Source organism: Lachnoanaerobaculum saburreum DSM 3986 (genome assembly GCF_000185385.1).
Classification (GTDB): Bacteria; Bacillota; Clostridia; order Lachnospirales; family Lachnospiraceae; genus Lachnoanaerobaculum; species Lachnoanaerobaculum saburreum.
The window spans coordinates 2482842-2509478 of the sequence record NZ_GL622296.1; the positions used below are offsets into that span (position 1 = coordinate 2482842).

Here is a 26637-nt window from a genome sequence, read left to right on the forward strand (position 1 = left end):
TAAATCTACATTATATTTTATCTATATTTTCTCGTTGTTTTATGTATTTTATCCAAAATATAGTAATATAATTCCTTAGTATCAATATCCAACAACTCATCCCCATCTTCTATATCTACAAACAAGGTTTCTTCCATATGGTTTCTGATAAGTTTTTTGCCGCCTTCATCCTCACCAAGTGATAAAAGTTCATCAAACCATTTAGATGAAAATATACATGGATTACCAAGTCTGTCATTATATCTGACACTGCAAATACTCTTATCCGAATTTTGGAACTCATTTATTATTTTATTGACAGTCTTTGAGCTTAGAAGCGGCTGGTCACATACCCCAAACATTACACTGTCCAAACAGCCGATACCGTTTAATGCCTTAATTGCAAGCTTTATAGATCTTGACTTACCAAGCTCCGGTTTGTTATTGATAATATCTATAAATCCCTTTGATTTATAGTACTCAAGTATATGAATATCTCTGCCGACTATAATTTTATTTTTAAAATTATAGGCATTTTCATATATCTTTTCCATGTGCTTATAAAGCATCTCTCCGTTTATATCAGCCAAAAGCTTATTTTCTCCAAATCTTTTGCTCTCTCCGGCTGCCAAAATCACCAAATTCATCAATCCACCCTTGGATTTAATAAGCCAAGAACCGCCTCCAATACTCCACCGCCTACTGCACTTGCCTTATCTGAGATGGTAAAGCAATACTCTCTTTTAGCTCTCGGGTCAATATCACCTGATTTCATGCCCGTCTTTACTTTTACACCGTCCTGCAAAAGTCCTCTGACTGTTCCGTCAATATTTGCATATATAGGAGTCTCATCACAATATGCCAACAAATCTCCGGCTTTTACCGTATCACCGATATGTACTACAGTCTTAAATATCCCGTCTGATGTCGCCCTTATTATTCTTTCTACAGTATAACCGCCTATATTTCCCGGAACTCCTGTATTCGGGAAAGCACTCCCGGTCCATAAAACTCTTCCAAGATTATGCCCGCGCTTTGTTTCCACTACTGCATGGCAGTCCACACCTGCTTCAAATCCGGGACCAACTCCTATTACTATTTTTGCATCACTTTTCTTTGTTCCGATATTTGTCTTGGCTATAATGGCATCTATAATTATATCCGGCTTATATTCTCTCATAATATCTCCGCTCTCATCCGCCACTACAGCCACACAATTTGACTTAAGTATAGTATCTACTTCGGAAATATCTTCACACAGCTTTGCCTTAATGCCCTCAACAATCTGCTCACCCTGATATATAGCAGGCGAGAATGCTACAGTTCTTCTAACTGTCGTAGGAGTTTTGATATCGGACATTATTACATCAAAACCGGCTCTGAAAAACTTTGCGGCAATACCTGTTGCCAGATCTCCCGCACCTCTTATCCAAATATTTTTATTCATCACATTCCCTCTTTTAGAAAATTAAAATCGGAAAACTCCATATGATTTTTATATGAAGTTATTGAAACTTTAAAATTTTCAAAATTATTTTCTTTACAATAAAATTCAATATACTTTTTCACCTCTAAAGCTTTTTTCATATCATTTTCAGTATCCGCCTTATTTATCAAAAAGACGGTTTTCCTGTCTCCAACTCCCTTTAGGCCCGCCTTTTTGCTTGTCAAAATAAGTGCTGCGTCTTTTGGAGTCAATATATGTTCTTTATCCCATCCGAAAAACTCCAAAGCTCTTTCATATCTGAAGCATTTCTCACTTAAAGACTCACCGACAGCATCAATCCCCATACATACTATACATACATCGGTACTGACGGGAATTACAGGTTCATTATCCTCTCTCGGTATCTTTATAGGAAGTTTCTTTGCTCCGTCAGCTTCTACAAGTACAATATCTGCATACTTTGTAAAATTCTCCAACTCGCTAAGTTCAAGAGATGACAGTTTTTTGCCTTCATCTGTTCCTACAACTACAGGCTCGTTTCCACTAAAGAGATTTTCAAGTTCTTTTGCCGATTTTATCTCTGCAAATTTTTCAGGTTTTACAATATGTGTGGAGGTGGTGATAACCACTCTCTTACCTGTATTTGCAAAAAAGTTCCCAATATAAAACATGGTGGTAGTCTTTCCACCACCACCGACTAATGAAATCATCATTTACATTCCTGCCAATTTCTTTACATCCATATCTTTCGGTAAAATAAAATTCATAAGCATTGAAAGCACAAATACTCCCGCTACAGAGTTTCCTGCAAAGATATCAGCTATTATCTTCGGGAAATAGTTGAATATATCAGGTGTCTGTGTGAATCCTATACCGATACTTATAGACAGTGCCGCAATAATTGTATTTCTTTGATTAAAACCGCATTTGCCGATCATATTCATACCGCTTACAACTATGGTACCGAACATCATTATTGTACAACCTCCAAGCACAGGCTGTGGCAATGTTGAGAAGAACGCACCTATAGGTGGGAAAAGTCCCGCCAAAATAAGTGTGAGCGCACCGAACATTATGGTAAATCTGTTTACTACCTTGGTCATTGCAATAAGACCTACATTTTGTGAAAATGATGTTATAGGTGTACAGCCAAGAAGCCCCGATACGGCACTTAAAAAACCGTCACATGCAAGCGAACCTGAAATTTCTTTCTCTGTAATATCTCTGTCAAGACCGCCTGCCACCACTGCCGTAGTATCACCGATAGTTTCGGCGGCAGATACAAAGAACACTACTACTATTGATAAAACGGCACTTATATTAAATACCGGCTTATACGGCAATATTCTCGGCAATGCTATAAATCCTACTTCGTTTATGGTCGTAGAAAACTGTTTTAAAAGTTGCTGAATACTTATTATTCCTACTATAAAAGATACAATATACCCTACTACAAGACCGAACATTACATTAAGCTGCTTCAAAAAGCCCTTTGCCAAAGCACTGAATATGATACATGAAAGCAATGTTATAAGACCTACTATCATATACTTCGGAGCTCCGAAATCATCTACATATCCGCCTCCAAAGCTCCTTGCACCTACCGAAAGCAGTGAAAAACCGATAGTAGTAACTACACAGGCTGAAACTATCGGAGATACTATCCTCTTCCAATACCTGTATGTAAGTCCCAGACAACCTTCTACACATCCACCAACTATTATCGCACCTATCATCGTTTGATAATTAAAGTTCGTGGCTATATAGGTCAGAGTTGCCACAAAGGTAAAACTCACGCCCATAACTACAGGGAGTTTTGCTCCTATCCTCCACACCGGATACAGCTGTATCAGTGTTCCGAGACCTGCAATAAACATAGCACTTTGCAAAAGCCTTGCAAGTTCAATTCCGCTGATTCCTGTCTGATCGCTTCCAAGCAACTTTGCCACTCCACATACCATCGCTATCGGTGCCAGATTTGAGACAAACATTGCCATAACATGTTGCAGACCGAAAGGTATCGCCTTTGCAACCGGAACCCTACCGTCCAGTTTGTAAATATTATCAATACTTACATCCGGACTACTTGACTTTACACTCATTTCATCATCCTCCTTAAAAAGATATTATTTATCTTATATCTCCGCAGAGATAATTTACTAAGGATTTGTAACTTAATTTCCCCTAAAATAAACTATGACAAAAAAATATCTAAGTACCCCACAACAGTGAAGTACTTATTATATTTTAGACCAACCTTTATTTGATTGTCTAATAAAAAACTTTCTTTGTATAATTTCGTATAAAAAACTTCGTCCATTCGGATTTCTTTTTTATATAGTACCATTTTTTAGTGTAAAAATCAATAAAATTATTGTTCTTTATAAACCTACCTAAATATTTTTCAGAATTTTGTATTGTGAAAATTTACAAATTTCAGTTTAATGCCATACCTTGGCCGCCTTATCATACTGCGGATTTTCATTCTTTATCAGTTCGTCTATAAACTTCGCATCTTCAAACGGCACGCACCATGCCAGTCCACAGCCTGATGAGAGTTCTTTCGGTACCGGAATAAGCCTGCCCGGAACTTTTTTTTGCATACACAGATTTTCAAATGCCATAGCGGCGGTAGTTGTCTGAAATGTGACTATGTATTTCCAACTTTTCTCTCTCATTTTATCCTTTCTATATAAATATAGCTTAGAGGCATCTACTTTATAGATGTAGTTTTACCTATAGTTTAGAGATATCTCCTTTATTGCCTTTATTGTTTCATCCACCTCTTCCTCCGTATTGAAATATGAGAATGAAAATCTGGCTATACCTTCCTTCTCTGTATGAAAGGCTTTATGTATCAGAGGTGCGCAGTGTGCACCTGCTCTGATTGCAATATCATAGTCCTCTCCTAAACAATCCGCCAAATCGGCTGAAGGTATTTTTTTTAGATTAAAGGATACTATACTTCCATGTCTTATGTTTTCCGGCTCATTCTCTAATGATTCTTTGTCAAAGTAGAACTTAATTCCGTCAATATCTTTTATCCCGTTATAAAATCTTTTCACAAGCTGCATCTCTTTTTTATGAATATTTGCCTTACCTGTCTTATTTATAAAGTCAATACCGGCTGACAGTCCTGCAATACCCATAATATTTAATGTACCCGCCTCAAGCCTTGTAGGATATTCACTTGGCTGATTCTTATTAAAGGACTGTACTCCGCTGCCTCCTACCTTAAATGTGTCAAGCATTATATCACTGTTTATCACAATACCTCCGGTACCTCCCGGTCCGAATAAAGACTTATGACCTGTAAAGCAAAGTATATCAATACCCGTCTTATTCATATCTATATTTATGCTTCCTGCACTCTGTGAAGCATCAACTATCAGATATAAATTATGCTTTTTTGCTATTTCACCGACATACTCTATATCGGCAATCTCACCTGATACATTTGATATATGGTTAATTACTATTGCCTTTGTATCGTGGCGAATATATTTTTCAAATTCGTCATATTTTAATCTGCCACATTCATCTATACCTACAAAATCAAGGCCTACACCTTTCGTACTCTCAAGCTTATAAAGCGGTCTAAGAACACTGTTATGTTCCGTCACAGTGCTTATTACATGGTCTCCTGTATGAAATAAGCCGAATAATGTTATATTAAGTGCTTCCGTAGCATTGGATGTGAATATGACCCTTGACGGATCACAAGCACCAAAAAATGAAGCCAGCTTGACTCTGGCTTCATATACCATTCTGCCTGAGTCAAGCGCCGCCTTATATGCTCCTCTTCCGCTATTGGTATAAGAAACCAAAGCATAATTTATAGCATCTGTCACTTCTTTAGGTTTTTTGAATGTAGTGGCCGCATTGTCAAAATAAATCATTACGGTCTTACCACCAGGTCTGCATTAAGCAGATAACCTGCTATATCATACATATTTGTGACCTCTCCTATAAGCAGTTTTTCAGTCAAACCGTAATTGTTCAGACATGCACCGCATGAATAAATTTTTGCACCTGCATTTGCAAGTACTTTCAAGTCTTCAATGCTCTCTGAACCTTTGGTAGTCATTTTCACTCCTGTATTGTAGAATATTATCTTTGCAGGCGGAATATCCTGTGAGCTTAGTGCATAGATAAAGCCTTTCAATAAAGTCTTACTGAATTCCTCATCTCCGTCACCCATCTTATCAGAGTCAATCACAACCACTGTCTCTTTCAGACTTATCTCATCTTTTTGTGTACCCGATATCTTTGAAACTGTATTTGTATCTGTCTTACTGTCGGAATTTATACCGATAGTAACAATATACTCGGTATCCGACTTCTTCTCATAGCTAAACTCATAGTTTTTTTGTTTTGCCATCTTGTTTAAGTTTTGTACAGCAATCTCATTGTCTACACTTACTTCCACTACTCCGCCACTTCCAAGTTCCCTGATTGCATTCTTTGTCTTTACTACAGGTATCGGACAGGCATCACCTAATGCATTTACTTTTATCATATTTACCTCTTTTCTAATTCACTACTTTTATAACTGCATCTAATTTATCTTTTGATTTTTCTTTTATTTCTCCGACTATTGAAGCCGGCAAATTTATCTTTCTAAGTTCTTCTAAAAGAGCATCCGCCTCATCTGCACTTACTGCAAACATAAGACCTCCCGAGGTCTGGGGATCAAATAAAATCTCTTCCATTGCAAACGGGATATTATCAAAAAAAACATTCTCACCTACATGATTTCTGTTTCTTTGACCTCCCGCTGTTATCAAAAACTCATCTGCAAGTGCTTTTGCCTCTTCAAATACCGGCACTTTACTTGCATATATTTCACAGGACTTGTCATCTCCCATCATCTCTAAAAGATGCCCTAAGAATCCGAAACCTGTGACATCCGTACAGGCATGTATATTATATTTTTTTGAAACTTCACAGGCATACTTATTCAAGGTAGTCATAGACTCTATTGCCTCTTTTAGAGTCTTTTCATCACTCTCACCTATCCTTGCCGCAGTACAGATGATTCCCACACCGAGCTTCTTTGTAAGAATCAGTTTATCTCCTACTTTACCTGTATTGTTTGAATATATCTTTTGCGGTTTGACCACTCCTGTAACACTGAGTCCATATTTCACATCAGTATCGTCTATTGAATGTCCTCCCGCTAAAACTCCGCCTGCCTCTTTTACCTTTTCAAGTCCGCCGCGCATTATCTCACCAAGTATATTCAAATCACTGTTTTGTGGAAAACATACTATATTGAGTGCAGTCTTTACCTCACCGCCCATAGCATATATATCACTTAGTGCATTTGCGGCCGCTATCTGTCCGAATGTATATGGGTCTTCAACCATTGGCGGAAAAAAATCCAAAGTCTGTACAAAGGCTGTATCTTCACTTAACTTATATACTGCCGCATCATCCTTTGCATCAAATCCTACTATTAAATTTTCATCACGGTTTTGTGCCGGCAATCGTTCAAGTATATGACTGAGTATCCCTGCACCAAGCTTGGCTGTACAGCCTCCCCCTTTGCAATAAAGTTTATCCATATTCTCTCCTAAAACATCTGTGTTATTAAAATATTGTAACTCTTTTTAACTATTTCCTGCAATCCGTTATAGAAACAAACTATAGTTTATGTATATTTATTGCACTTGTCAATCAATGAAAGATTTCCGTAATATTTTAATTAATTGAACAAAATATTTTTATATGTTACAATGGGAAGCGGTAATAATTTTTACTATATTCTTTAGGAGGAAATATGCAATTAAAACGATTTTCAATTGTATTTGCGTCAGCACTGATGATTTCTTCATCCCTGCCGCTCGATACATTTGCAGCAACCATAAAAAGAAATGTCACAACTTCAGTCTCACCTGAAGCGACTGAAACTGCTGAAAGTACAACCGAAGCAACTGAAAGCACAAACGGAACAACTGAAAGCACAGCTAAAACCGTTGAAAGCACAAGTGCGGATAACACCGGCACCAACACCGCTCCTGATAAGGTCGGCACAGGTGATATCTCAGCCCCAAGTGATCATATACCGTCTACTGTAAACAACGTTACGGCACCAAGCAATCTTGACCTTGACAGTGTAGTAGCTAAGGCAGGTTTTGAAAAGGTAGGTAACGGAAATACAAACCCTGAACCTGTACTTGGTGAAACTCAGATGGTTCACTATGTTTTAAGAAATGCCTCGGAGCAGGATATCTCAGCTGCCGAATCAAATACAAGTGCTTATGCATATTCTAAGGACGGCTTTAACAATCTGTTCTTAGATCACTCAGGTATAGGCAGATATTACTTCAGAACATACAATACCAAATCAGGTTGGTCCAGATGGATGAACTCTAAGGAAAATGAAAACAATACAGATCCTGAGGACAAAGTTCAGGCTGTTCAGATCAGAGTAAAGGGCTATACAGGTGTGAGAAGTGACCTCTACTATAAGGCTGTTCTAAGTGACGGTACAGTACTTGACTGGGCAAAGAACGGTCAGACTCTCGGTACTGTCGGCACCGACAAATATATCGTAGCTCTTAAGCTTACTCTTTGGGATAAGCAGACAGCATTCAGTGAGCCGACAAAGGTACTTATGGAAGCTCCCGTATATGAGGGTACTTACCTTGATGCAGACGGACAGGTTCAGTACTCATCAGCCAATGCATATACAGGATGGGCATTCTACAACAATGACCAATACTATTTTAAAGACGGTGCAAAGCAAAAGGGATGGCAGTACATTGACGGATACAAGTATTATCTTGATGAGAATACAGGTGCTGTTGTAAAGGATCTTGAGCCGATTATGGGTCTACAGAGTTCTTATCAGATCAGGTTCAATAAGGCCTCTATGACTATGCATATTATGGCTAAAGACGGCAACAACGGATACATCATTCCTTATAAGACATTCATGTCAACCAACGGACCCGCCACACCTGAAGGATCATTTAAGACATATGTAAAATATAGGTGGAAGATAATGCATGACAATATATATTGCCAGTTCTTATCCAGATTTAAAGACGGATATATCATCCACTCACTTATCTACTATGACAAGGGTGATCCTAACAAACTTGATTCCGCTACATATAACTATATGGATGATGCCAGATCTGACGGATGCTTAAGACTCCGTGCAGGTGATGCGGCTTGGGTTTACTACAATACACCGATGGGTACACCTGTAATTGTATATACAGACTATTCAACTAAGGGTCCTGTGGAAAAAGATGCCATTGAACAGCCGATACCGGCTTCACAAACCTTTGATCCTACAGATCCGCTGATGCAGGGAAACAATTAAACATATTAAAGACCATGTGAAAGATTTTTGCATGGTCTTTTTTTACTAAGTTTTTCTTGTTTTTTATTCTATTTTTTATTAGAATACTAAGTAAAGGAGGTCTATCTACTTTTTTATATGGATATTTTAGCAAAATAAAATAAGTTCGTGGTTTTTGCCGAAATATTTTCATGCATCTGCAAATAAATATAGAAAGGAGTTATTTTATGGGTGCAAATTGGATTGTAACAGCTGTTGTAATAGTCTATTTGATTGCTATGCTCTTTATAGGATGGTATTCATCAACTAAAATCAACAGCAACACTGATTTTATGGTTGCAGGTAGGCGACTCGGTCCGCTGCTTATGGCAGGAACTCTGGCCGCAACGGAAATAGGAGGAGGCAGCTCTCTGGGTGTAGTACAAAACGGTATGTCCGGATACGGTTTAAGTGCCGCATGGTATATTATCACTATGGGACTTGCCTTTGTTATTCTTTCCTTTGTCGCTCCGAAATTTCGTGCGGCAACTGTCAAGACTGTTCCTGAATACTTTCGTAGGCGATACGGTAAGGAGTCGGGACTTGTTACCGCAATTATTATGCTGCTTCCGTTGATCGGTCTTACCGCCGGACAGTTTATCGCTTCTTCCGTTATTCTATCTACCATGCTTGGTCTCGGCTACAAGGTTTCCGTTATCATAGTGGCTGTGGTTGTGACTATTTATTCTATTATGGGAGGTCTGTGGAGCGTGACTTTAACAGACTTTGTACAGGTATTTTTGATTATCTTGGGTATGCTTGCCGCAGTACCTTTTGCACTGGGATATGCCGGCGGATGGAATGCGGTTGTTTCAAATGTTCCTAAAGAGACTATGAATATCTTTGCCAAATATGATTTGTTCGGAATCGTTTCACTGGTTATTATGTATGTCGGAACTTTTTCTGTAGGTCAAGAAGCCGTATCACGTTTCTATGCCGCCAAGAATGAGACCGCCGCAAAACAGGGAGCTTGGCTTGCGGCACTGATTAACTTTATCTATGCTTTTATCCCTACCGTCCTAGGTATCATTGTTCTGGCTCTTATAAATATGGGTAAATTTTCGGAAAGTGACTTTGCATCTGTAGGTGCAAGATATGCTCTGCCTATCTTGGCAATCCGTACAATGCCTGCAATTATCTGCGGTCTGCTCTTCTCAGGTGTAATTTCCGCCACTATGTCAAGTTCGGACTCCGACCTTCTGGGAGCAGGCTCCATATTTGCCAACGATATTTATAAAATATATATAAAACCTAAGGCAAGCAGCAATGAAGTTATGAATGTTACCAAGATTACTATGATTATAGTCGGAATTCTGTCAATGCTTATTGCACTCTTTAATACACAGAGTATAGTATCCATATTGATGTTCTGTTTTACACTGCGTGCGGCAGGCTCCTTCTTCCCATATGTACTTGGGCATTACTGGCCGAAGGCATCAAAGGCGGGTACCATTGCTTCTTTGCTTTGCGGAACTGTAGTGGTAGTATACCTTGAGCATATTTCAAAGGGTAATCTGTTCGGCTTACACTTCAGTCAGGCAATTATTCCCGGGCTTGTATTTGCATTTATCGGATTTATAGTATTTTCTATAATTTTCCCACCTAAAAATCCTACTACAGAACTTATACATGAAGATGATGATTGATATAAAGAGTCGCCATAGCTAAACTATGGCGACTCTTTTTATATCAGTTTGTTTTTTGTCTGAATTCTTCCCAAAGTTTATTGTGAAGTTCATTTGCTTCATCACTGATATTCTCTATCAGTTCTCCGTTTTCGATAAGTGAAAGCTTATCCTCAGGGAACACTATCAGATTCTTCCAGTCATCAGATACATACTGCTCAGCAGCTTTATTTGTAACGAAGTAGCCGATATACTCAAAGCACTTTGCCGCAACTTCAGGCTCATTGATATAGTCAAGGAAGGCATAGGCCGCTGCCGCATTCGGTGCCTTTGAAGGTATAAAACTTGCCATTACACCGAAACCCAGCCCCTCTTTCGGATAGACCGCTTTAAGTTCAGGGTTTGCCTTAAGTGCCTGACTTACCTGTGAAGTATACATAAAAGCCGCCCCGACCTCACCGCTTAACAAATAATCCTGTAGATTGTTGTCATTGATAAGGCGAATATTCGGAGCGAGATTCATCAGCTTATCTCCTGCCTGCTGTATCTGTGTCAAGTCATTTGTATTGAAGGAATATCCGAGAGTCTTCAGTGCAATACCGTCTATTACACGATAGTTTCCTACAATACCTACATTTCCTGCCAACTCAGGCTTCCAAAGATCCTCATAACCTGTAATCTCGGTCTTTACAGTCTCGGGATTGTATACAATCAAAGGAATACCTGCACCATAGGGCATTGTATACTTGTTATCAGGGTCGTAAAACTTACCTTGGAATAAAGGATTGATATTGTCATAGGTGGAAATCTTTGATTTATCAAGTTCCGCCACAAGACCGTCCTTGATAGCAAGCTGTACTATATAGTCATCAGCCACAACAATATCATAGTCACCTCCCTTGGTCTCTTCAAGCTTTGCAAGCATTGTTTCATCCAAATCAAAATTGGTATAATTTATCTTTACACTTGTCTTTTTTGTAAAACCCTCCAGTACTTCCTGTGGAAACATACCGTCCCAAGTATATAGATTAAGTGTAGTTCCCTTAAGGCTGTCGTCAGTCTTGCCCGCTTCACTGCTTTGAGCTTGTGAAGATGACCCGCTGTTACTTTGACCACATCCTGTAAGTGCAAGTATTGCACCAAACCCCAACAAACCTAATACCTTAAATTTCATTTAATTTACCTCCAAATAAATGTTGTTGAAAAGTCAGTCTTTTCTTGTTTTTTCTGAAATAAATATAATAAGCACGGTAATCACTAAGATAACAGTGGCAAGAGCATTTATCTCAGGGGTAATACCGGTTTTCATCTTTGTATATATCTTGACGGCAAGAGTATTTACAGAAGGACCGGTAGTAAATATAGATATTACCACATCATCAAATGACATTGCAAATGATAATAACAATCCGGATGCAATTCCAGGCAATATATATGGCAATGTCACATCTCTAAAAGTTTCAAGTTCGCTTGCACCAAGGTCTCTGGCGGCTTCCTCAAGCGAGCTGTCCATTCCCATAAGTCTGGCTCTTACAATAAGGAACACATAAGGTACACAAAATGAAGCATGTGCAATTGTCATGGTCACAAAACCGAAAGGCAGGTTCATATATGAAAATATAGCCATAAATACCATTCCAAGAATAATCTCAGGAATCATTATAGGCAAAGATGCAAAATTGCTGATAAAATCGTCAAAAAATAACTTCTTTCCCCGCATAGCAAGTGCCGCACTCACACCTATTATAAGTGCAAGTACACATGCCGAAAATGCAAGTATAATACTGTTTAAAAGTGCTTTCTTTATATCTCCGTCCCTTAAAAGCATTCTATACCAGTCAAGTGAAAAGCCCTCCCACATGCTTGACAGCTTTGACTTGTTGAAAGAATAGACCACAGTCAAAAGAATGGGAAGATAATTTAAAACAGTCACCACAGCCAAAAATACAATGGCAGCCTTTGATACTTTTTTCAAAACAGACCCTCCAATTCTCCTGTACCTGAAATTCTTTTGTATACTCTAAGGAATAATGTTGTAAGCAACATCAGTATTACACTGAGTGCCGCCGCAAAAGGAATATTTCTAAGCTTTGTAAGCTGCTCCACTATCACACTGCCTATAAGCACTATCTTATTTCCCCCAAGAATATCTGAAATATAGAATAATCCCATACTCGGCACAAATGTAAGTACCACTCCGCTTAAGAGTCCGGGCATTGTAAGCCTTAGTGTAACTGTAAGAAACGCCTCTATTTTGCCGGCACCCAGATCTCTTGCCGCCTCTATCAAACCCCAGTCCATCTTTTCAACACTTGAGTACACTGAAAGTATCATAAAAGGCAATAAAAAATAGACCATACCTACAAGCACCGCAGGATAGGTATATAAAAGCTTCAACGGTGACTTTGTTATGCCGAAAAACATTAACAGCTTATCCAGCACACCATTGCTTCTAAATATAATAATCCATCCGTTCAACCTTATAAGTCCGCTTGTCCAAAACGGAATCATAAGAAGCATCATCATTCTCCTCTTCCACTTCGTATCCAACCTGCCCATAAAGTATCCGAAAGGATATCCTATCAGTATAACAAGTACAGTTGAAACTACAGCAAGTTTTATTGACTCCAAAAATATATTCAAATAAAAAGGCTCAAAAACCTTTTTATAATTATCAGGCGTAAAAGCCGGATCAAAGCCCCATGTCTTTGCCTTTGTAAGAAAACTGATAATCACCATATATACCAAAGGTAAAACCACAAAAATTATTGTAAAAGTATATATCGGTATTCTAAGCAGATATTCTTTTATTTTTTTATTTTTCACCCTTTACCTCCACCATATCATTCTTATCCCAGCCGACGCTTATCTCATCACCTATATTCAGATCTATATTCATGCCCATATGTGATGAGGTGATCTCCTGGCCGTCTCTTAATCTGACTTTTACTTTAGAAAGACCTGCCATAAAGCTGTTTTCCGTCACCACTCCGGCATAGTCCCCCACACCGAGTCTTACATGCTCGGATCTTATGGCAAATATCTTTTCACCTTCTTTATACAGGTTTGCACCGCCCACAAACTCTGCTACAAAGGCGGTCTTCGGAGTATCATATACTTCACTTGGAGTACCTGTCTGCTCTATTTTGCCGTTTCTCATTACTACTATTCTTGACGACATATTAAGAGCTTCTTCCTGATCATGTGTGATATATATAAATGTTATTCCAAGTGCCTTTTGAAGCTTCTTAAGCTCCGTCTGCATCTGTCTTCTAAGCATAAGGTCAAGGGCTCCCAAAGGCTCATCAAGTAAAAGTACACTCGGCTTATTCACAACGGCTCTGGCTATTGCAACTCTTTGCTTTTGACCGCCTGAAAGCTGTGACGGATTTCTCTTTTCAAATCCCTCCAGCTGAACAAGTGAAAGTGCATTTTTTACTTCATTTTTTATCTCATTTTGAGACATTTTCTTTAGTCTCAGTCCATAACCGATGTTTTTTTCTACATTCATATGTGGAAAAAGGGCATAGTTTTGAAATACGGTATTTACATCTCTTTTTTCAGGTGCAAGTGCTGTTATATCTTTGCCGTTAAGTACCACCTTGCCGCCGTCAGGCGTTTCAAGACCTGCAATTATTCTTATTGTAGTGGTCTTTCCGCAACCGCTTGAGCCCAAAAGAGTGATAAACTCTCCTCTTCCTATATCAAGAGAGATATTTTTTAAAATTTTTTCTCCATCAAAACTTTTTTCTATATTTTCTAAACTCAATATAGTATCTGTCATTTTCTTAAATTCCCTCCGGGGTTATTTGATTTTAAACAATATTATATTATGATACCATTTTTTTTACTTTAATTCACTAAAAATATTATTCCCCCCAAACTTTACTTTTACAAGTTAAAATGCTAAAATATAAACATTATTTGATTGGAGTAAGTTATGAATGACAAGATTAGGACAAAAGCAGTAGACCATCTGTTTGATGCCATACTTACACTGAATAACAAAGAAGAGCTTTATACATTCTTTGAGGATGTTTGCACTGTGAACGAGTTGCTTTCTCTATCCCAAAGGTATGAAGTGGCTAAGATGTTGCGTGAGAAAAAGACTTACCTTGAGATTGCTGAAGAAACAGGTGCTTCTACAGCTACTATCTCCAGAGTCAATCGCTCTCTAAACTATGGAAATGATGGTTATGACCTGGTATTTAAAAGACTAGGCATATTAAATAAGAATACTGCTAAATAAACCGGAGTTTTTTCTCCGGTTTTTTATATCAGTCCAAGTGCTTTCTTTGCCAGTTCATCTGCCAAATCATTGTACTTATCTCCTGAATGCCCCTTTACCTTTATAAAATCCACATCTACCAATCTGCTTGCATCTTTATAAAATTCCACATATCTTTTTGTACCTTCTTTTTTAGCCTTCCAGTCACCGTTGCACCACTTTTGTATTCCCTCATAGTCATAGAAAATACTTATACTTTTTATACCGTTCTCAATGCAATACTTCATAGCCGCCATAGAACCCTCTATCTCTCCGGCCACATTCCTCATATCACTCATATCATCCTTTTCAAACTTTTTAAAAAAATGCAATTCATCTTCTCCATGCATCATTACCATTCCGTATGAATATGATTTTGTAGTATCGTCATAGCTTCCGTCTACATATGCAAAAGCTTCAGATTGTTTTTCTTCCCGGTTTTGTGCTTTTTGTGATTTTGCACTGCCGTTTACAAAATCAATTGCGTCCTCTCTGTTTGTAAAACTCTTATATGCCGCACCTGAAAATCCGCTTACAGCACTTTTACATTCATCCCAGCTTTCAAATACTCCCGTCTTTCTACCCGCTTTTACCGCATAATATTTCTTTGCCATATCATCTCCTACTTCCAAAACATCTTCTTTTCTTCATCACTTATATTCTCTGCAAACTCTCTTTTTATCTCCAAAAACTGCTCAATATTTACCAAAACGGAACGCAATGTGGCTCTGTCCTCAAACTCTGTTCCTGTTTTCGGCAATTCACTTGACTTATGTTTTTCTTTAACAAAATATAAATCAATCAGTGCATTCACGGCATTATTTGACTCATGCAGTTTCGGTATCATATTCTGTAGAAAATCCGCTATATCATATGCCTGTGCAGGTCTTGAGTTCATAGCACTTCCCTGAATAAATATATACCTGAGTACCATTATCTGTGATTTTCTCATCTCCATATAGTTGATAAAATACTTCAAATCATAGCTTAGTATATTGTCCTTGTCCGTATATGACTTTGCAACTGCATCATCTATTATCTTTTCCAAGGAATCGAAATCATACTCAAGCTTTGCCTCTGAACCGTTCAAAAATTTTACAAGTCTGTCAAGTATAATCTTTATCTCATTTTCTATCCTTGCCTGATACTCTCTTATATGCTTCAGATTCCTCGGCATATACATATTTAAAAGTATACCAAGTGATGTACCTGTCAACATCAGTGCGGCTTCATTTCTTACAATATCAATATTCATATATTTTTCCGACATTATATGTGTAACCAATACTGCACATGGTGACAAACTCTCATACAGTCCGAAGGCTATACATATAGCCACAAAAACCAGTAGATAGCAGGTAAATGCAGGCACATTATATCCTATTGTATTGAATGCCGCAAAAGCTATAAAAATAGATACTGCAAATCCCGCTATTCTCTTTAGTGCAATCTTAATAGTGGACTTTTTTGTATCCTGAATACTTAGCAATGTTATGATTCCGGCTGAGGATACATACTTTAACCCTAAAAATTCCGCAATTAAAATAGCCACACCGCTGCCGATTGCAATCTTTAATACCTTTGTAAAATTTATTCTTTCAAAAAAATCCATATATCTCCAAATCTATTTTCCCAAAATCTATTTCTTTAAGCTCAATGCCGCTTTCCTTACCGTTTTATATATATTCGGCAGGAAATACTCAAACTTTATAAAAAATCTCTCTCTAAAATCCAGTTCCTTATACTCAAGTCTGTATTCCTTTGATAAGATATTTTTAAAATCTCTTATATTTACATAGGTAAGAAAACGAAGTCGCTTTCTTGCACTTTCCACCTCTTTATGAAACCTGTAGTCGGAATCCTTGTCATATTCATCATACATCCGCTTCACATTTTGATAGTACTCTTCCTGCTTTTTCTTATAATCCCCACTAAACTGTGATGCGGTCCATGATGTCGGTACTCCCATTCTATATACACTCATTACTCTGTCAATATAGTAGGCATCACCATATTTTGCGGAAATTATCTGCATAGGAATATCCCCCACCTTACAGTCAAAATAATACTGTGGCAGTTTCTTCATATACTCGGTTCTAAGCAGCAGCGAAGCTGTAGGATAGTGAGTTCTTTTATTTATCACTTCTTTTGCACCAACTATCCCGCTCATCTCATACGGTCTTATCAGATTAGGTGAAAATGTATTGTCAAGATTTTCCACCTTTGCCGCATGAAAACAAAAACTTATATCCTTATTTGCATCCAGAATATCCACCTGAAGCTTCAGTTTTTCAACATCACACCAGTAGTCATCACCTTCACACATAGCTATATACTTACCGCTTGCTCTTGGAAAGTTATATACCCCACTGGGGTTGGTTACTCCTTTTGAATACATATTTTCATCATGAAAGAGCGGCTTTATAATATCAGGGTATTTTTTTTCATATTCTCTTATAATATCCGCCGTGTCATCTGTAGATGCATCATCATTTATCAAAATTTCTATATCAAAATCTCTTTTCTGTGCCAGAAAGGAATCTATGGCCTTTCTGATATATTTACCATGATTATAGGTAATACAGCATATACTTACTTTCATATATCCACTTTCTACTTATATTAATTATTAATATGTTAATATCAATAACCGATACTTATGCTCATATACTTCAAATATCAGTCACATTTAAAGCCTCTGACCACAGTATCATACTATATCATAAAACAGAGACTTATAGTAAATTTTTAAAATATTTTATAAATTTTGATAACTTGTAGATACATCATCACTATGATATCATTAATCTATTGGAGGCGGATATGACAAAATATAGTTTACTGCAATGGATTGCATTTTTTTACATATATTGCTTTTTGGGCTGGTGCTTTGAAACCGCTTATGCAAGTATTAAGAACAGAAAATTTGAAAACAGAGGTTTTCTCAGGGGACCTTATATACCCATATATGCCTTTGGTGCCATATTTGTGCTTGTGATTACAGACTCATTTCAGGGAAATATTTTAGGTATATACTTCTCGGGAATGATTGCGGCCACTATACTTGAATATGTCACAGGTTATGTGATGGAAAAACTTTTTAAAGTAAAATATTGGGACTACAGTGACCATAAATTTAACCTAAGCGGTTATATATCACTGTCAACTTCCATAGCATGGGGATTTTTATCTGTTGCACTTACAGATTTTTTACAGGTATATGTATACAGATTTGTTTTGGCCTTGACAGATTTTACTTTGAAAACCTCTATCCTTGTTATAAGTATTATATTTTTCTCGGATTTACTTCTTTCAATCAAGGCGGCATTCAGTCTTGCAAGAGCTTATGCCACACTTATGAAGGCAAAGTCTGAATTTGCCGAGGTCAGAGAGAAACTCACAGGTATGGCGGAAGGCTTTGTCAGTGATACTCAAAACAAACTTACAAGTATCAGAGAGACTGTATCAGGTCAAATGAGCAGAGCTAATGACTATATATCAAATGGAAAGATAAGCCTGTCATCACTGAAAGCCGATGTTGAAGGCAGACTTTCTTCACTTTCAAATACAGTGACATCCAAATCCGCTGCATATCTTGAACTGAAGCGCAAATATGAGCTTGCAATGGAAAAATATAATATCAACTTCCCAAAGATGGGCAAAATTATGTCATTCTTTATTAGAAATATGATTAAGGGTAATCCGGGACTTAATAAGAAATATTTAAACCAATTGAGGGAACTTAGTGAAATTAGAAAGAATAATAAATAATAAAACTGCGATTCAAATCGCAGTTTTTTGTAAAAGCTGTACAGCCTGTTATATAAATTTTTTTGTAAGTTTTGATAATTTTATATTATCATTCAATGAAGGATTTTCTATCACCTTCTTTAAAAGATACTCCAAGACCTCACCAATCTTAGGACCTTTTGAGATACCAAGCTCTATCAAATCTCTGCCTGTAATATCAAGCATACTGATTTCATATGCGTGATGCTCCTTCAGTATCCGTCTGCATCTGTTCTCCAACTCATCTATTCTGTCAAGAATATCCGTATTCCTTTTATCACTCTTTAAAATCTTTATATAGTCATAAAAAAGTTCTTCTCCAAGTCTGTGCAGTGACCATCTGATATCCTCATCAGACTCCGGCAAGGAATGTTTTAACTCTGATATAAGTAAATATGTATTATTCTTTGTGGCATTGTCGGACTTAAGTTCAGACAGTATCTTCTTTACAGCTTCTATATTGTCCTCTAAGAACACAGCCCAATACATATACTTCTTATTACCGAACTTCCCGGGATAAAAATCATATACTCTTTTATCAAGCTTAGAAAACTCTTTTCCTATATATTTGCAAAGTCCGCTTGTATAAATAAGCTTAATATTTTGTGCAAAATCTCCGCAGAGCAACTTATTTAACTCTACAAAGATTCTTTCCTTGCTGACATTAACTAAAAGTTTTGCCTTTTGCTTTATCGCCTCAAAGGTATTATCTTCTATTTCAAATCCAAGCTGAGATGCAAATCTGATTGCACGAAGCATTCTAAGAGCATCTTCATCAAATCTCTTTCCGGCATCACCGACCGCCCTTATAATGCCCTTTTGCAGATCTTCTCTGCCTTTATAGAGATCCACAATACCTTTTTGTGGAGAATAAGCCATGGCATTGACGGTAAAGTCTCTCCTGCACAGATCTTCTGAAAGATTTTTACTGAACGATACACTGTCGGGATGCCTGCCGTCAGTGTAATCTCCATCAATTCTATATGTGGTAATTTCATATCCGACACCGTCCATAAGCACTGTGACAGTTCCATGTGCAATGCCTGTATCAAATGTCTTTTTAAAGATTTTTTTTATATCGGCCGGAAGTGCATTTGTAGTAATATCCCAATCTGTCGGAATCTTGTTAAGCAGAGAGTCTCTCACACATCCGCCTACCGCAAAGCCCTCAAAGCCATGCTCGTTTAGGCTCTCTATAATCTTTTTGACATTCTTAGGTAAATCAATTATCATCCTTAATATGCTTTTCCCCAATATACCATTTTCTTTGCCTTCTTACCGCAGCAAACACATACATCACTGATTTGTTCCTGTTCATCCGGCATACATCTTGATGTAACTCCCGCAAATTCCTTAAGCTTATCCTCACAGGCTCTGTCACCGCACCACATAGCCTTTATAAATCCCGGCTTGTTATCTGCAATGTCCTTAAGCTCCTCCATAGTTCTTGCCTCATAGGTATGTGCATCTCTGTGTGCCAGTGCAGTTTCATACATATTTGTCTGAATATTTTCAAGACAATCTTTTGCATCACCCTCAACATTGTCAAGTGAAACAAAGCTCTTTTCTCCGGTATCTCTTCTGACAAACACACATTGATTATTCTCAATATCTTTCGGTCCAATCTCAATTCTTAGCGGAATACCTCTCATCTCAGACTCGGCAAACTTAAATCCCGGACTCTTTTCACTGTTATCAAGCTTCACTCTAAGCCCTGCAACCTTCAGTCTGTCATAAAGTGTATTTGCCGCATCAAGTACACCCTCCTTATGTGCCGCCACAGGTATTATATTCACCTGTACCGGTGCAATATGCGGCGGCAACTTAAGACCTGAATTGTCACCATGTACCATGATTACAGCACCTATAATTCTGGTGGTCATACCGAATGATGTTTCAAATACCGGCTTGACCTGATTATCTTTATCGGTAAATGTAACATTGAATGCCTTTGCAAAACCGTCTCCGAAATAGTGGCTTGTACCTGACTGTAATGCCTTACCGTCATGCATAAGCGCCTCTATAGTATAAGTCGCCTCTGCACCTGCAAATTTTTCCTTCTCAGTCTTTACTCCCTTTATAACAGGTATTGCAAGATCTTTCTCAAAGAAGTCCGCATACACATCAAGCATCTGTACCGTTCTGTCATGTGCTTCTTTTGCAGTGGCATGTACTGTATGTCCCTCCTGCCATAGAAACTCTCTGGAACGAAGGAAAGGTCTTGTAGTCTTTTCCCATCTTACTACAGAACACCACTGATTCAAAAGCTGTGGAAGATCTCTATAGCTTTTTACCGCTCCGGCATAGTAATCACAAAACAAAGTCTCGGAAGTAGGTCTGACACAAAGTCTCTCATCAAGCTTTTCCATTCCTCCATATGTGACCCATGCCACCTCAGGTGCAAATCCTTCCACATGATCCGCCTCTTTTTGTAATAAACTTTCAGGGATAAACATCGGCAGGTAACAGTTCTCAATTCCTGTCTCCTTGAATCTTCTGTCTATTTCATTTTTCATATTCTCCCATATAGCATATCCTGCCGGTCTTATTACAAGACAGCCCTTTACACTGGTGTAGTCAACCAACTCCGCCTTAAGTACAATGTCTGTATACCACCGGGCAAAATCCGTGTCCATGGAGGTAATCTCTTCTACAAGTTTCTTTTCCTTAGCCATTTCGTTTAATCCTCAATATCTTCCTTAATTTCTTTTTTCTTTCTGATTACCAGATCAGATTCGGCATCATCAATCTTTCTCTTTAAATAAAAATAAATGATGATTCCTACAATGAATAATATAATAATCAATGAAATCTCAACTATGTTTCTTGTTAACATTGCCCCTCGATTTTTCTCTTCTCTTCTTATTTATCCATTTGAATGCATCTACCATCGGCAACAGTACAATTGCAATCCACCAAGTATATGCACTTGCAGCTAAAAGTGTAACCCCGTCATATCCGTTAAAGCTTTTATCAGCTGATTTACCTTTTTCCTGCTTATTCAGACTTACAGTGTTACCGACCTTTTTACTTAAATTATCTTTATCGGTTTTATTTACTGAAACTTCAATTTTGTCCTCTGTTACAGTTTGATTTTCGGTTTGATCCTGTACTGCATTTTCATTTGAAGGTAAGATCTCTCTTGCCTTGTTCTCTGAAACTACATTGCCGCTTACCTTATAATGATTTGCAGGAGTATCTTTTACTATTTTACCGACTTTAGAACCGCCTGCTTTCGTTTCGGCAGTTTTATCGCCAGATACGGCACTCTCAGTAATGCCCTCACTCCTTGAAGCTTTTGTCTCCTCCTGTGAAGCTTTGGACTCATCTGTCGTTTCATTTTTGTTTTCATCATTTACTTTTTCAATACTTCTTTTTTTCTTGGAGCCGCTATGACTTCTATGATGTCTGTTTGTTTCCGGTTGCTTATCTTTATTATTTGAATCCTCTACAGTCTGACTTGGTTGTGAAGGAAGCGGTGCAGGTTTTTGAGTCTGTGCCGCTAAAGTCTCTTCCTTCTTTTCAGGCACCAAAGCCGGTTTTGACGGCTTAGGCAAAGCGGCTTCCGTCTCTTTTTGTGACGGAGCGGGGCTTGGTGTAGTCGGCTTTAGCGGAGCGGTTTCCGGCTCTTTTTTTGGCGGATCAGGCTTTGGAGGAACAGGGCTTGGAAGCGGTAAAAGCTTTGGAATTACCTCAAACTCTATATAGGCCTTACCCTTACCTGTAATAACCTCTCTTTTTCTTAGACCGTCCTCAAGTAAAGTAGGTTCTTTTACAATAACCCATTCGCCGTAAATATTTGCTTTTTCATTTTCATTATTTGAATTATTATTATTTGAATTATTATGTGAAGCATTACTGTTTGTATGTATGTCTTGCCCGTCATAAGAATAATCTATATTTCTTAAAGGCGAAGCCAAAATGCTCATCCCCTGTATTGATATAAAAGCTGTTGTAAGAACTATAGCTCTCATTGCCCTATATTTTTTTTTCATATTATCACCCTACTGCATTTTCTTTCATTGCCTCTTTCAGTCCGCTATAATACTTTCTGCCTACCGGAATCTCTTTATGATCCAGCAGAGTAATTCCGTCATAAGCGAATGTCTTTATATACTGCAATGCTACTAAAAATGATCTATGCACTCTCAAAAAACCTTTTGTAAACAATAGATTTTCAAGTTTTCCGATAGTTGAAATAAACTCAAAACTCTTACTGCCGTAGTACACGGTTATTATTTTTCCTCTAACTTCAAAATATTTTATATCATTGATTGCGATGTTCCTATATTCGCCAATACCTGTAAAGAGCATATACTCCTTTGACTTTTCTGATGCAATTTCAAACACATCCTTTATTATCTTTACAGTCTTGGTACTGTCTGTCTCACCTTTTACAATATAATTAAAAGCTCTCACATCAAATGCCATCAGCATATGTTCTTTTGAGACTGTAATAAATACTATTTCACCGATATAACCCCTTGAACGAAGTTTTGATGCCGCCTCCATGCCGTCTATTCCGGGCATATTTATATCCAAAAGCATCACATCTATAAGTTCTAATTTATCTTCCAGTTCAAACAACATCTGCTTGGCATTTTCAAAAACTTCAAATTCTGCATCATAGCCTTCAGACTTTGATATATGTGTGGCAACTTCTAACAGATTATTTCGTTCTATTGGATTATCATCACATATAACTATTCTCATAACCCAAAACCTTATATCTTATTTATTTTTTACCTTTTCAAGTAAATTATTGATTCTATTTGTAGGCGTCAACAGTCCGCTTATAGTAGAATCATGGTTCAAATTGTCTATAATAAGTGCTACGTACTTACTCATCTCAATACTGTGATAATAAGGTCTGCTTAAAAGATCCGGTGACTGATATACCAAATTGGTAGTAAATATGCCGTCTATAATACCGTCTTCATAGTACTGATCAAATCTTGCAAATCCGTTGGTAAAGAGTCCGAAAGTAGCACATACAAAAACTCTTCTTGCCTTTCTTTTCTTAAGTTCCTTAGCAACCTCCTGCACACTCTCTCCTGATGATATCATATCATCAATAATTACAAGATCCTTATCTTCCACATCCGCACCCAAAAACTCGTGTGCAATAATAGGATTTCTTCCGTCTACAACTTTGGTATAATCTCTTCTCTTATAGAACATACCCACATCAAGTTTAAGCATATTTGCAAAATAGATAGCTCTTCTCATACCGCCCTCATCAGGTGAAACTATCATCATATGCTCCGAATCCACTTTAAGGTCGGGGAAGTTCTTTAAAAGTCCCTTTGTATACTGATATATCGGCTGAACAGTTTCAAATCCCTTAAGCGGAATGGCATTTTGCACTCTCGGGTCATGTGCATCAAAGGTAATAATATTTTCCACACCCATATTTGTAAGTTCCTGTAATGCCAATGCACAGTCAAGCGACTCTCTGCCTGTCTTCTTGTGCTGACGACTCTCATATAAAAAGGGCATTATAACATTTATTCTTCTGGCCTTTCCTGCTATTGCTGCAATAATTCTCTTCAAATCTTGAAAATGATCATCAGGCGACATATGATTTATCCTGCCTGAGAGTGAATATGTCATAGAATAGTTGCATACATCCACAAGCAGATACAGATCATCACCTCTTACAGACTCCTCAATGGTTCCCTTTGCCTCACCTGAACCGAACCTTGAGATTGTAGACTTTATAATATAATTATCCTTTTCATATTCCGAGAATAAAATCGAATCCTTGTGTTCGCTTTCTCTTTCTTTACGCCATTCAACCAGGTAATCATTTACTTTTTTTGTAAACTCCTCCATACCCTTAAGCGGTATAAGCCCAAGCGGACCTACGGGAACAGTATCTATCTGTTTATCTTCGTATAACATTTTTCCTCCATCATAATCTTGCTCTAATATCATTTCCATATAACCTGATATAAATGAAGTTTTTCCTTATACGGGAGGTGACTCTCTCACTATAAGTATCTCTCATTTTGTCCAGACTTAAGTTGGTCGATATTATAGTAGACCTTTCGGTATTAATCCTACGATTTATTATATGGAAAAATTCACTGGTTGTAAAGTGATTGAAAAGCTCCGAACCAAGATCATCAATTATAAGCATATCACATTCATAAACTTCTTTTGCAAGCAATAAATATTTCTGCTCCTCACTTTTTTCGATATTTACCTTGACCAGAGTCTCAAACAACTCTTTTGCACTGAGATATATTACAGAATAATATCTGTCCAACAATACTTTTGCTATACAGTTACTTAGATAAGTCTTTCCGACTCCTGTACTGCCGCTGAATACAATACTTTTTCTGTCAATCTCACCTTGCGGCAGAGACTTTTTTTCATTCTTACTCCTGTCGAGGTTAAAGTACTTATCTGTAAACGCCTCACAAAACTTTTTTACACCCTCCATATATTTGGCATTTGTAATATTTTGTGAAGGCAAAAGATTTTTATCATCATAGTACTCAAATGAAAAATTATCAAAGTTCTCCTTGCCGACTATATCTTCCAGATTTGACTGTGCATACAAAAGCTTTCTGATTTTTGACTGTAGGCAATGACATTTTTTACTGTCAATATAACCTGTATCCTTACAGTCATTACAATCATATCTTATATCCATATAGTCGGTTGAAAAACCGGCTTCTTTTAAAAGTTCCTCTTTTTTATACTTTATACTGTCAATATCTTTTTTCAGATCTGTACTTGAAAATTCACCCGACTTTAAACTCTCTTTATATCTTGAGACTGCAAGGCTGCCGGTTGAAGAATTGAGTTCCCTCATCTTAGGTATCTTTTCATATACCTCTTCTATTCTTCTGACCTGTGCCGCCCTGTTGTTTGCTCTTATATTTTCATATTCTCTCATTATTGCATTATATGAAGAATTATCTATAGCCATATATCTCCTTTACGCCTGTACTACAGCTTATTCAGCTCATTCATAAACTTATTTTGCATATCGGAGTCTATATTGTCATTTCTTTGTTCAAAATTATTGAACTTGGATGCGGCAGTCACACCTGCCGGTCTGTTTGTACTCTTGACTTTATCATCATGCTTTTCATCAAGTGCCTTTATATCTGCAAGTGTATGGACATTTTCTTTATACCATCTTGTAAGTATACCGTCCGCATAGGTAAAGCTCTGTGATGAGGTATTTATCACAGTTCTGTTTATCGCCTCTACTACTATTTCAGGGCTGAAGCAGTACTCATCAAACCATTTCTTTACAAATCTTGACTCTACAGGTGCCAGAACTCTGTCATAGATTCCAAAAGCCTTTAACACGGCTCTGTTTTCATTGTAGAACTTTACATTATCTTCCTTTGCTTCCTCAACTGTAGTAATACCCTTCTCATGGAAAGAAAGTGCAATCTTTTCAATATAGCTGATACTCTTCTTACCCTTTTGAACTGAAATCTCTGCAATATACTCTAAGAGATCCTTTGACATTCCGACAACATCATAAAGATATGCCAGCTTTTCAGTATCTGTAGGTGAAAAAATCTTTTCAGTATATGTCTGTACACAAAAAACCAATTCCTGAAAGTCCTCATCGGATTTTAACTTAGGCAAATCTACAAGACTTCTGTCAGGAAGCTTGGGCGGTTTAGGCTCGGGCGGCTCTTCTATGGAATTTTCCTCTTTTTTTACTTCATCACCGGCTTGAGTTTCTAAGGTCTCATCTAAAACCTTATCAGGCTCATCGGTATTATCCTCCTCTGAATTTTTTTCGGCATCTTTGGTTATTTCTCTTCTTCTGTATATTTCATTTGCAGCATTTAAGATGCGTCTTGCCTCCTCCAGCTCTTCTTTAGACGGAAGATTCTTGGTAAGAAGTATCTCTTCAAAGTCATCTCCGTTGCCAAGCTTTGCAATATTTTCTTCCTTTTCAATCAATATACCGCTTTTACACCAATATGCTATGGCTCTCTCAACATCTTTTATGGTAAGTTCAAGGGCATCTGCTATGATCTCGGGATTTATCAATCTGTCAGCATTTCTCAGCATAAAAAGATATACTTTTATATAATCGCCATTTGCCTTTAGCATATATTTATCTATAAATTCTGACGGCAAACTTACAATACTCGTTATATCTGCCTTTAAAAAATCGTACTTCATAGCTCTCCCT

27 protein-coding genes are annotated in these 26637 nt (G+C 37.5%); 4 read left to right on the forward strand and 23 right to left on the reverse strand.

The features are described 5' to 3' along the window. Positions 1-17: 17 nt before the first annotated feature. The 8 genes from HMPREF0381_RS11450 to selD all read right to left on the reverse strand — a co-directional run bounded on the left by HMPREF0381_RS11450 (position 18) and on the right by selD (position 6993). Entirely contained in the window at positions 18-626 is a 609-nt protein-coding gene (locus HMPREF0381_RS11450; protein WP_008752141.1) for a nucleotidyltransferase family protein, read from the reverse strand. Next, complete coding sequence (gene yqeB / locus HMPREF0381_RS11455; protein ID WP_008752142.1) at positions 626-1426, reverse strand: selenium-dependent molybdenum cofactor biosynthesis protein YqeB; 801 nt, start codon at positions 1424-1426, stop codon at positions 626-628. The genes HMPREF0381_RS11450 and yqeB overlap by 1 nt, the downstream gene beginning before the upstream one ends. Further along, positions 1426-2139 carry a selenium cofactor biosynthesis protein YqeC gene (gene yqeC / locus HMPREF0381_RS11460; protein ID WP_008752143.1) on the reverse strand — a complete coding sequence of 238 codons (714 nt, stop codon included), beginning with the start codon at positions 2137-2139 and terminating at the stop codon, positions 1426-1428. The genes yqeB and yqeC overlap by 1 nt, the downstream gene beginning before the upstream one ends. Further along, positions 2140-3528 carry a uracil-xanthine permease family protein gene (locus HMPREF0381_RS11465; RefSeq protein ID WP_008752144.1) on the reverse strand — a complete coding sequence of 463 codons (1389 nt, stop codon included), beginning with the start codon at positions 3526-3528 and terminating at the stop codon, positions 2140-2142. A 339-nt stretch (positions 3529-3867) separates the two neighbouring features. Beyond that, the gene (locus tag HMPREF0381_RS11470; RefSeq protein ID WP_008752146.1) at positions 3868-4104 is read right to left on the reverse strand and encodes a DUF3343 domain-containing protein; all 237 of its coding nucleotides are present in this window, start codon (positions 4102-4104) and stop codon (positions 3868-3870) included. Positions 4105-4158: 54 nt separating this feature from the next. After that, entirely contained in the window at positions 4159-5325 is a 1167-nt protein-coding gene (locus tag HMPREF0381_RS11475) for an aminotransferase class V-fold PLP-dependent enzyme (protein WP_008752147.1), read from the reverse strand. Continuing rightward, positions 5325-5945 carry a sulfurtransferase-like selenium metabolism protein YedF gene (gene yedF / locus HMPREF0381_RS11480; RefSeq protein WP_008752148.1) on the reverse strand — a complete coding sequence of 207 codons (621 nt, stop codon included), beginning with the start codon at positions 5943-5945 and terminating at the stop codon, positions 5325-5327. Before yedF ends, HMPREF0381_RS11475 begins: the two co-directional genes overlap by 1 nt. 13 nt (positions 5946-5958) lie before the next feature. Continuing rightward, complete coding sequence (selD, locus tag HMPREF0381_RS11485; protein ID WP_008752149.1) at positions 5959-6993, reverse strand: selenide, water dikinase SelD; 1035 nt, start codon at positions 6991-6993, stop codon at positions 5959-5961. Between the two features lie 215 nt (positions 6994-7208). On the opposite strand from selD, the gene HMPREF0381_RS11490 reads away from it, so the two are divergent. Further along, positions 7209-8762: a L,D-transpeptidase family protein gene (locus tag HMPREF0381_RS11490; RefSeq protein ID WP_008752150.1), complete on the forward strand. Its 1554-nt coding sequence runs from the start codon at positions 7209-7211 to the stop codon at positions 8760-8762. Between the two features lie 206 nt (positions 8763-8968). After that, positions 8969-10426 (forward strand): sodium:solute symporter family protein, encoded by a 1458-nt coding sequence (locus HMPREF0381_RS11495; RefSeq protein WP_040461427.1) that lies wholly within the window; start codon positions 8969-8971, stop codon positions 10424-10426. Positions 10427-10469: 43 nt separating this feature from the next. On the opposite strand, the gene HMPREF0381_RS11500 is transcribed toward HMPREF0381_RS11495, so the two are convergent. The 4 genes from HMPREF0381_RS11500 to HMPREF0381_RS11515 are packed head-to-tail and all read right to left on the reverse strand — an operon-like array spanning position 10470 to position 14189. Continuing rightward, positions 10470-11579 (reverse strand): polyamine ABC transporter substrate-binding protein, encoded by a 1110-nt coding sequence (locus HMPREF0381_RS11500; RefSeq protein WP_008752152.1) that lies wholly within the window; start codon positions 11577-11579, stop codon positions 10470-10472. A 33-nt stretch (positions 11580-11612) separates the two neighbouring features. Beyond that, positions 11613-12380, reverse strand: a complete 768-nt coding sequence (locus HMPREF0381_RS11505; protein ID WP_008752153.1) for an ABC transporter permease — start codon at positions 12378-12380, stop codon at positions 11613-11615. Beyond that, positions 12377-13231, reverse strand: a complete 855-nt coding sequence (locus HMPREF0381_RS11510) for an ABC transporter permease (protein WP_008752154.1) — start codon at positions 13229-13231, stop codon at positions 12377-12379. The genes HMPREF0381_RS11505 and HMPREF0381_RS11510 overlap by 4 nt, the downstream gene beginning before the upstream one ends. Next, positions 13221-14189 carry an ABC transporter ATP-binding protein gene (locus tag HMPREF0381_RS11515; RefSeq protein WP_008752155.1) on the reverse strand — a complete coding sequence of 323 codons (969 nt, stop codon included), beginning with the start codon at positions 14187-14189 and terminating at the stop codon, positions 13221-13223. Before HMPREF0381_RS11515 ends, HMPREF0381_RS11510 begins: the two co-directional genes overlap by 11 nt. 156 nt (positions 14190-14345) lie before the next feature. Between HMPREF0381_RS11515 and HMPREF0381_RS11520 the strand changes: the two genes are divergently transcribed. Then, the gene (locus HMPREF0381_RS11520; protein WP_008752156.1) at positions 14346-14654 is read left to right on the forward strand and encodes a YerC/YecD family TrpR-related protein; all 309 of its coding nucleotides are present in this window, start codon (positions 14346-14348) and stop codon (positions 14652-14654) included. 23 nt (positions 14655-14677) lie between these two features. On the opposite strand, the gene HMPREF0381_RS11525 is transcribed toward HMPREF0381_RS11520, so the two are convergent. The 3 genes from HMPREF0381_RS11525 to HMPREF0381_RS11535 are packed head-to-tail and all read right to left on the reverse strand — an operon-like array spanning position 14678 to position 17274. Continuing rightward, positions 14678-15286, reverse strand: a complete 609-nt coding sequence (locus HMPREF0381_RS11525; RefSeq protein ID WP_040461872.1) for a ribonuclease H1 domain-containing protein — start codon at positions 15284-15286, stop codon at positions 14678-14680. 8 nt (positions 15287-15294) lie between these two features. Further along, positions 15295-16284: an aromatic acid exporter family protein gene (locus tag HMPREF0381_RS11530; RefSeq protein ID WP_008752158.1), complete on the reverse strand. Its 990-nt coding sequence runs from the start codon at positions 16282-16284 to the stop codon at positions 15295-15297. 27 nt (positions 16285-16311) lie between these two features. Further along, on the reverse strand, positions 16312-17274 hold the full coding sequence (locus tag HMPREF0381_RS11535; protein ID WP_008752159.1) for a glycosyltransferase: 963 nt from the start codon (positions 17272-17274) through the stop codon (positions 16312-16314). 221 nt (positions 17275-17495) lie between these two features. On the opposite strand from HMPREF0381_RS11535, the gene HMPREF0381_RS11540 reads away from it, so the two are divergent. Further along, positions 17496-18443: a putative ABC transporter permease gene (locus HMPREF0381_RS11540; RefSeq protein WP_008752160.1), complete on the forward strand. Its 948-nt coding sequence runs from the start codon at positions 17496-17498 to the stop codon at positions 18441-18443. A 48-nt stretch (positions 18444-18491) separates the two neighbouring features. On the opposite strand, the gene HMPREF0381_RS11545 is transcribed toward HMPREF0381_RS11540, so the two are convergent. Genes HMPREF0381_RS11545 through HMPREF0381_RS11575 form a run of 8 tightly spaced genes read right to left on the reverse strand, consistent with a single transcriptional unit; the run spans position 18492 to position 26627 of the window. Further along, the gene (locus tag HMPREF0381_RS11545; protein WP_008752161.1) at positions 18492-19694 is read right to left on the reverse strand and encodes a CCA tRNA nucleotidyltransferase; all 1203 of its coding nucleotides are present in this window, start codon (positions 19692-19694) and stop codon (positions 18492-18494) included. A gap of 2 nt (positions 19695-19696) precedes the next feature. Continuing rightward, the gene (proS, locus tag HMPREF0381_RS11550) at positions 19697-21136 is read right to left on the reverse strand and encodes a proline--tRNA ligase (RefSeq protein ID WP_008752162.1); all 1440 of its coding nucleotides are present in this window, start codon (positions 21134-21136) and stop codon (positions 19697-19699) included. Between the two features lie 5 nt (positions 21137-21141). Further along, positions 21142-21297: a hypothetical protein gene (locus HMPREF0381_RS15055; RefSeq protein WP_008752163.1), complete on the reverse strand. Its 156-nt coding sequence runs from the start codon at positions 21295-21297 to the stop codon at positions 21142-21144. After that, positions 21275-22456 (reverse strand): hypothetical protein, encoded by a 1182-nt coding sequence (locus tag HMPREF0381_RS11555; protein WP_008752164.1) that lies wholly within the window; start codon positions 22454-22456, stop codon positions 21275-21277. The genes HMPREF0381_RS15055 and HMPREF0381_RS11555 overlap by 23 nt, the downstream gene beginning before the upstream one ends. A 4-nt stretch (positions 22457-22460) precedes the next feature. Then, the gene (locus HMPREF0381_RS11560) at positions 22461-23174 is read right to left on the reverse strand and encodes a LytR/AlgR family response regulator transcription factor (protein ID WP_008752165.1); all 714 of its coding nucleotides are present in this window, start codon (positions 23172-23174) and stop codon (positions 22461-22463) included. A gap of 18 nt (positions 23175-23192) precedes the next feature. Then, complete coding sequence (locus HMPREF0381_RS11565) at positions 23193-24365, reverse strand: ribose-phosphate pyrophosphokinase (protein WP_008753254.1); 1173 nt, start codon at positions 24363-24365, stop codon at positions 23193-23195. Positions 24366-24375: 10 nt separating this feature from the next. Next, the gene (locus HMPREF0381_RS11570) at positions 24376-25401 is read right to left on the reverse strand and encodes an ATP-binding protein (RefSeq protein WP_008752167.1); all 1026 of its coding nucleotides are present in this window, start codon (positions 25399-25401) and stop codon (positions 24376-24378) included. 20 nt (positions 25402-25421) lie between these two features. After that, positions 25422-26627, reverse strand: a complete 1206-nt coding sequence (locus tag HMPREF0381_RS11575) for a DnaD domain protein (RefSeq protein WP_040461429.1) — start codon at positions 26625-26627, stop codon at positions 25422-25424. Positions 26628-26637: the final 10 nt, after the last annotated feature.

Coding starts and splice junctions, on each gene's coding strand:
- HMPREF0381_RS15055 (WP_008752163.1), bottom strand. CDS start 21,297: ATGTTAACAAGAAACATAGTTGAGATTTCATTGATTATTATATTATTC.
- HMPREF0381_RS11475 (WP_008752147.1), bottom strand. CDS start 5,325: ATGATTTATTTTGACAATGCGGCCACTACATTCAAAAAACCTAAAGAA.
- yedF (WP_008752148.1), bottom strand. CDS start 5,945: ATGATAAAAGTAAATGCATTAGGTGATGCCTGTCCGATACCTGTAGTA.
- HMPREF0381_RS11490 (WP_008752150.1), top strand. CDS start 7,209: ATGCAATTAAAACGATTTTCAATTGTATTTGCGTCAGCACTGATGATT.
- HMPREF0381_RS11530 (WP_008752158.1), bottom strand. CDS start 16,284: ATGGATTTTTTTGAAAGAATAAATTTTACAAAGGTATTAAAGATTGCA.
- HMPREF0381_RS11545 (WP_008752161.1), bottom strand. CDS start 19,694: ATGATAATTGATTTACCTAAGAATGTCAAAAAGATTATAGAGAGCCTA.
- HMPREF0381_RS11520 (WP_008752156.1), top strand. CDS start 14,346: ATGAATGACAAGATTAGGACAAAAGCAGTAGACCATCTGTTTGATGCC.
- HMPREF0381_RS11500 (WP_008752152.1), bottom strand. CDS start 11,579: ATGAAATTTAAGGTATTAGGTTTGTTGGGGTTTGGTGCAATACTTGCA.
- HMPREF0381_RS11535 (WP_008752159.1), bottom strand. CDS start 17,274: ATGAAAGTAAGTATATGCTGTATTACCTATAATCATGGTAAATATATC.
- HMPREF0381_RS11560 (WP_008752165.1), bottom strand. CDS start 23,174: ATGAGAATAGTTATATGTGATGATAATCCAATAGAACGAAATAATCTG.
- yqeC (WP_008752143.1), bottom strand. CDS start 2,139: ATGATGATTTCATTAGTCGGTGGTGGTGGAAAGACTACCACCATGTTT.
- HMPREF0381_RS11555 (WP_008752164.1), bottom strand. CDS start 22,456: ATGAAAAAAAAATATAGGGCAATGAGAGCTATAGTTCTTACAACAGCT.
- HMPREF0381_RS11465 (WP_008752144.1), bottom strand. CDS start 3,528: ATGAGTGTAAAGTCAAGTAGTCCGGATGTAAGTATTGATAATATTTAC.
- HMPREF0381_RS11515 (WP_008752155.1), bottom strand. CDS start 14,189: ATGACAGATACTATATTGAGTTTAGAAAATATAGAAAAAAGTTTTGAT.
- HMPREF0381_RS11565 (WP_008753254.1), bottom strand. CDS start 24,365: ATGTTATACGAAGATAAACAGATAGATACTGTTCCCGTAGGTCCGCTT.
- HMPREF0381_RS11525 (WP_040461872.1), bottom strand. CDS start 15,286: ATGGCAAAGAAATATTATGCGGTAAAAGCGGGTAGAAAGACGGGAGTA.
- HMPREF0381_RS11470 (WP_008752146.1), bottom strand. CDS start 4,104: ATGAGAGAGAAAAGTTGGAAATACATAGTCACATTTCAGACAACTACC.
- HMPREF0381_RS11495 (WP_040461427.1), top strand. CDS start 8,969: ATGGGTGCAAATTGGATTGTAACAGCTGTTGTAATAGTCTATTTGATT.
- selD (WP_008752149.1), bottom strand. CDS start 6,993: ATGGATAAACTTTATTGCAAAGGGGGAGGCTGTACAGCCAAGCTTGGT.
- HMPREF0381_RS11450 (WP_008752141.1), bottom strand. CDS start 626: ATGAATTTGGTGATTTTGGCAGCCGGAGAGAGCAAAAGATTTGGAGAA.
- yqeB (WP_008752142.1), bottom strand. CDS start 1,426: ATGAATAAAAATATTTGGATAAGAGGTGCGGGAGATCTGGCAACAGGT.
- HMPREF0381_RS11575 (WP_040461429.1), bottom strand. CDS start 26,627: ATGAAGTACGATTTTTTAAAGGCAGATATAACGAGTATTGTAAGTTTG.
- HMPREF0381_RS11570 (WP_008752167.1), bottom strand. CDS start 25,401: ATGGCTATAGATAATTCTTCATATAATGCAATAATGAGAGAATATGAA.
- proS (WP_008752162.1), bottom strand. CDS start 21,136: ATGGCTAAGGAAAAGAAACTTGTAGAAGAGATTACCTCCATGGACACG.
- HMPREF0381_RS11540 (WP_008752160.1), top strand. CDS start 17,496: ATGACAAAATATAGTTTACTGCAATGGATTGCATTTTTTTACATATAT.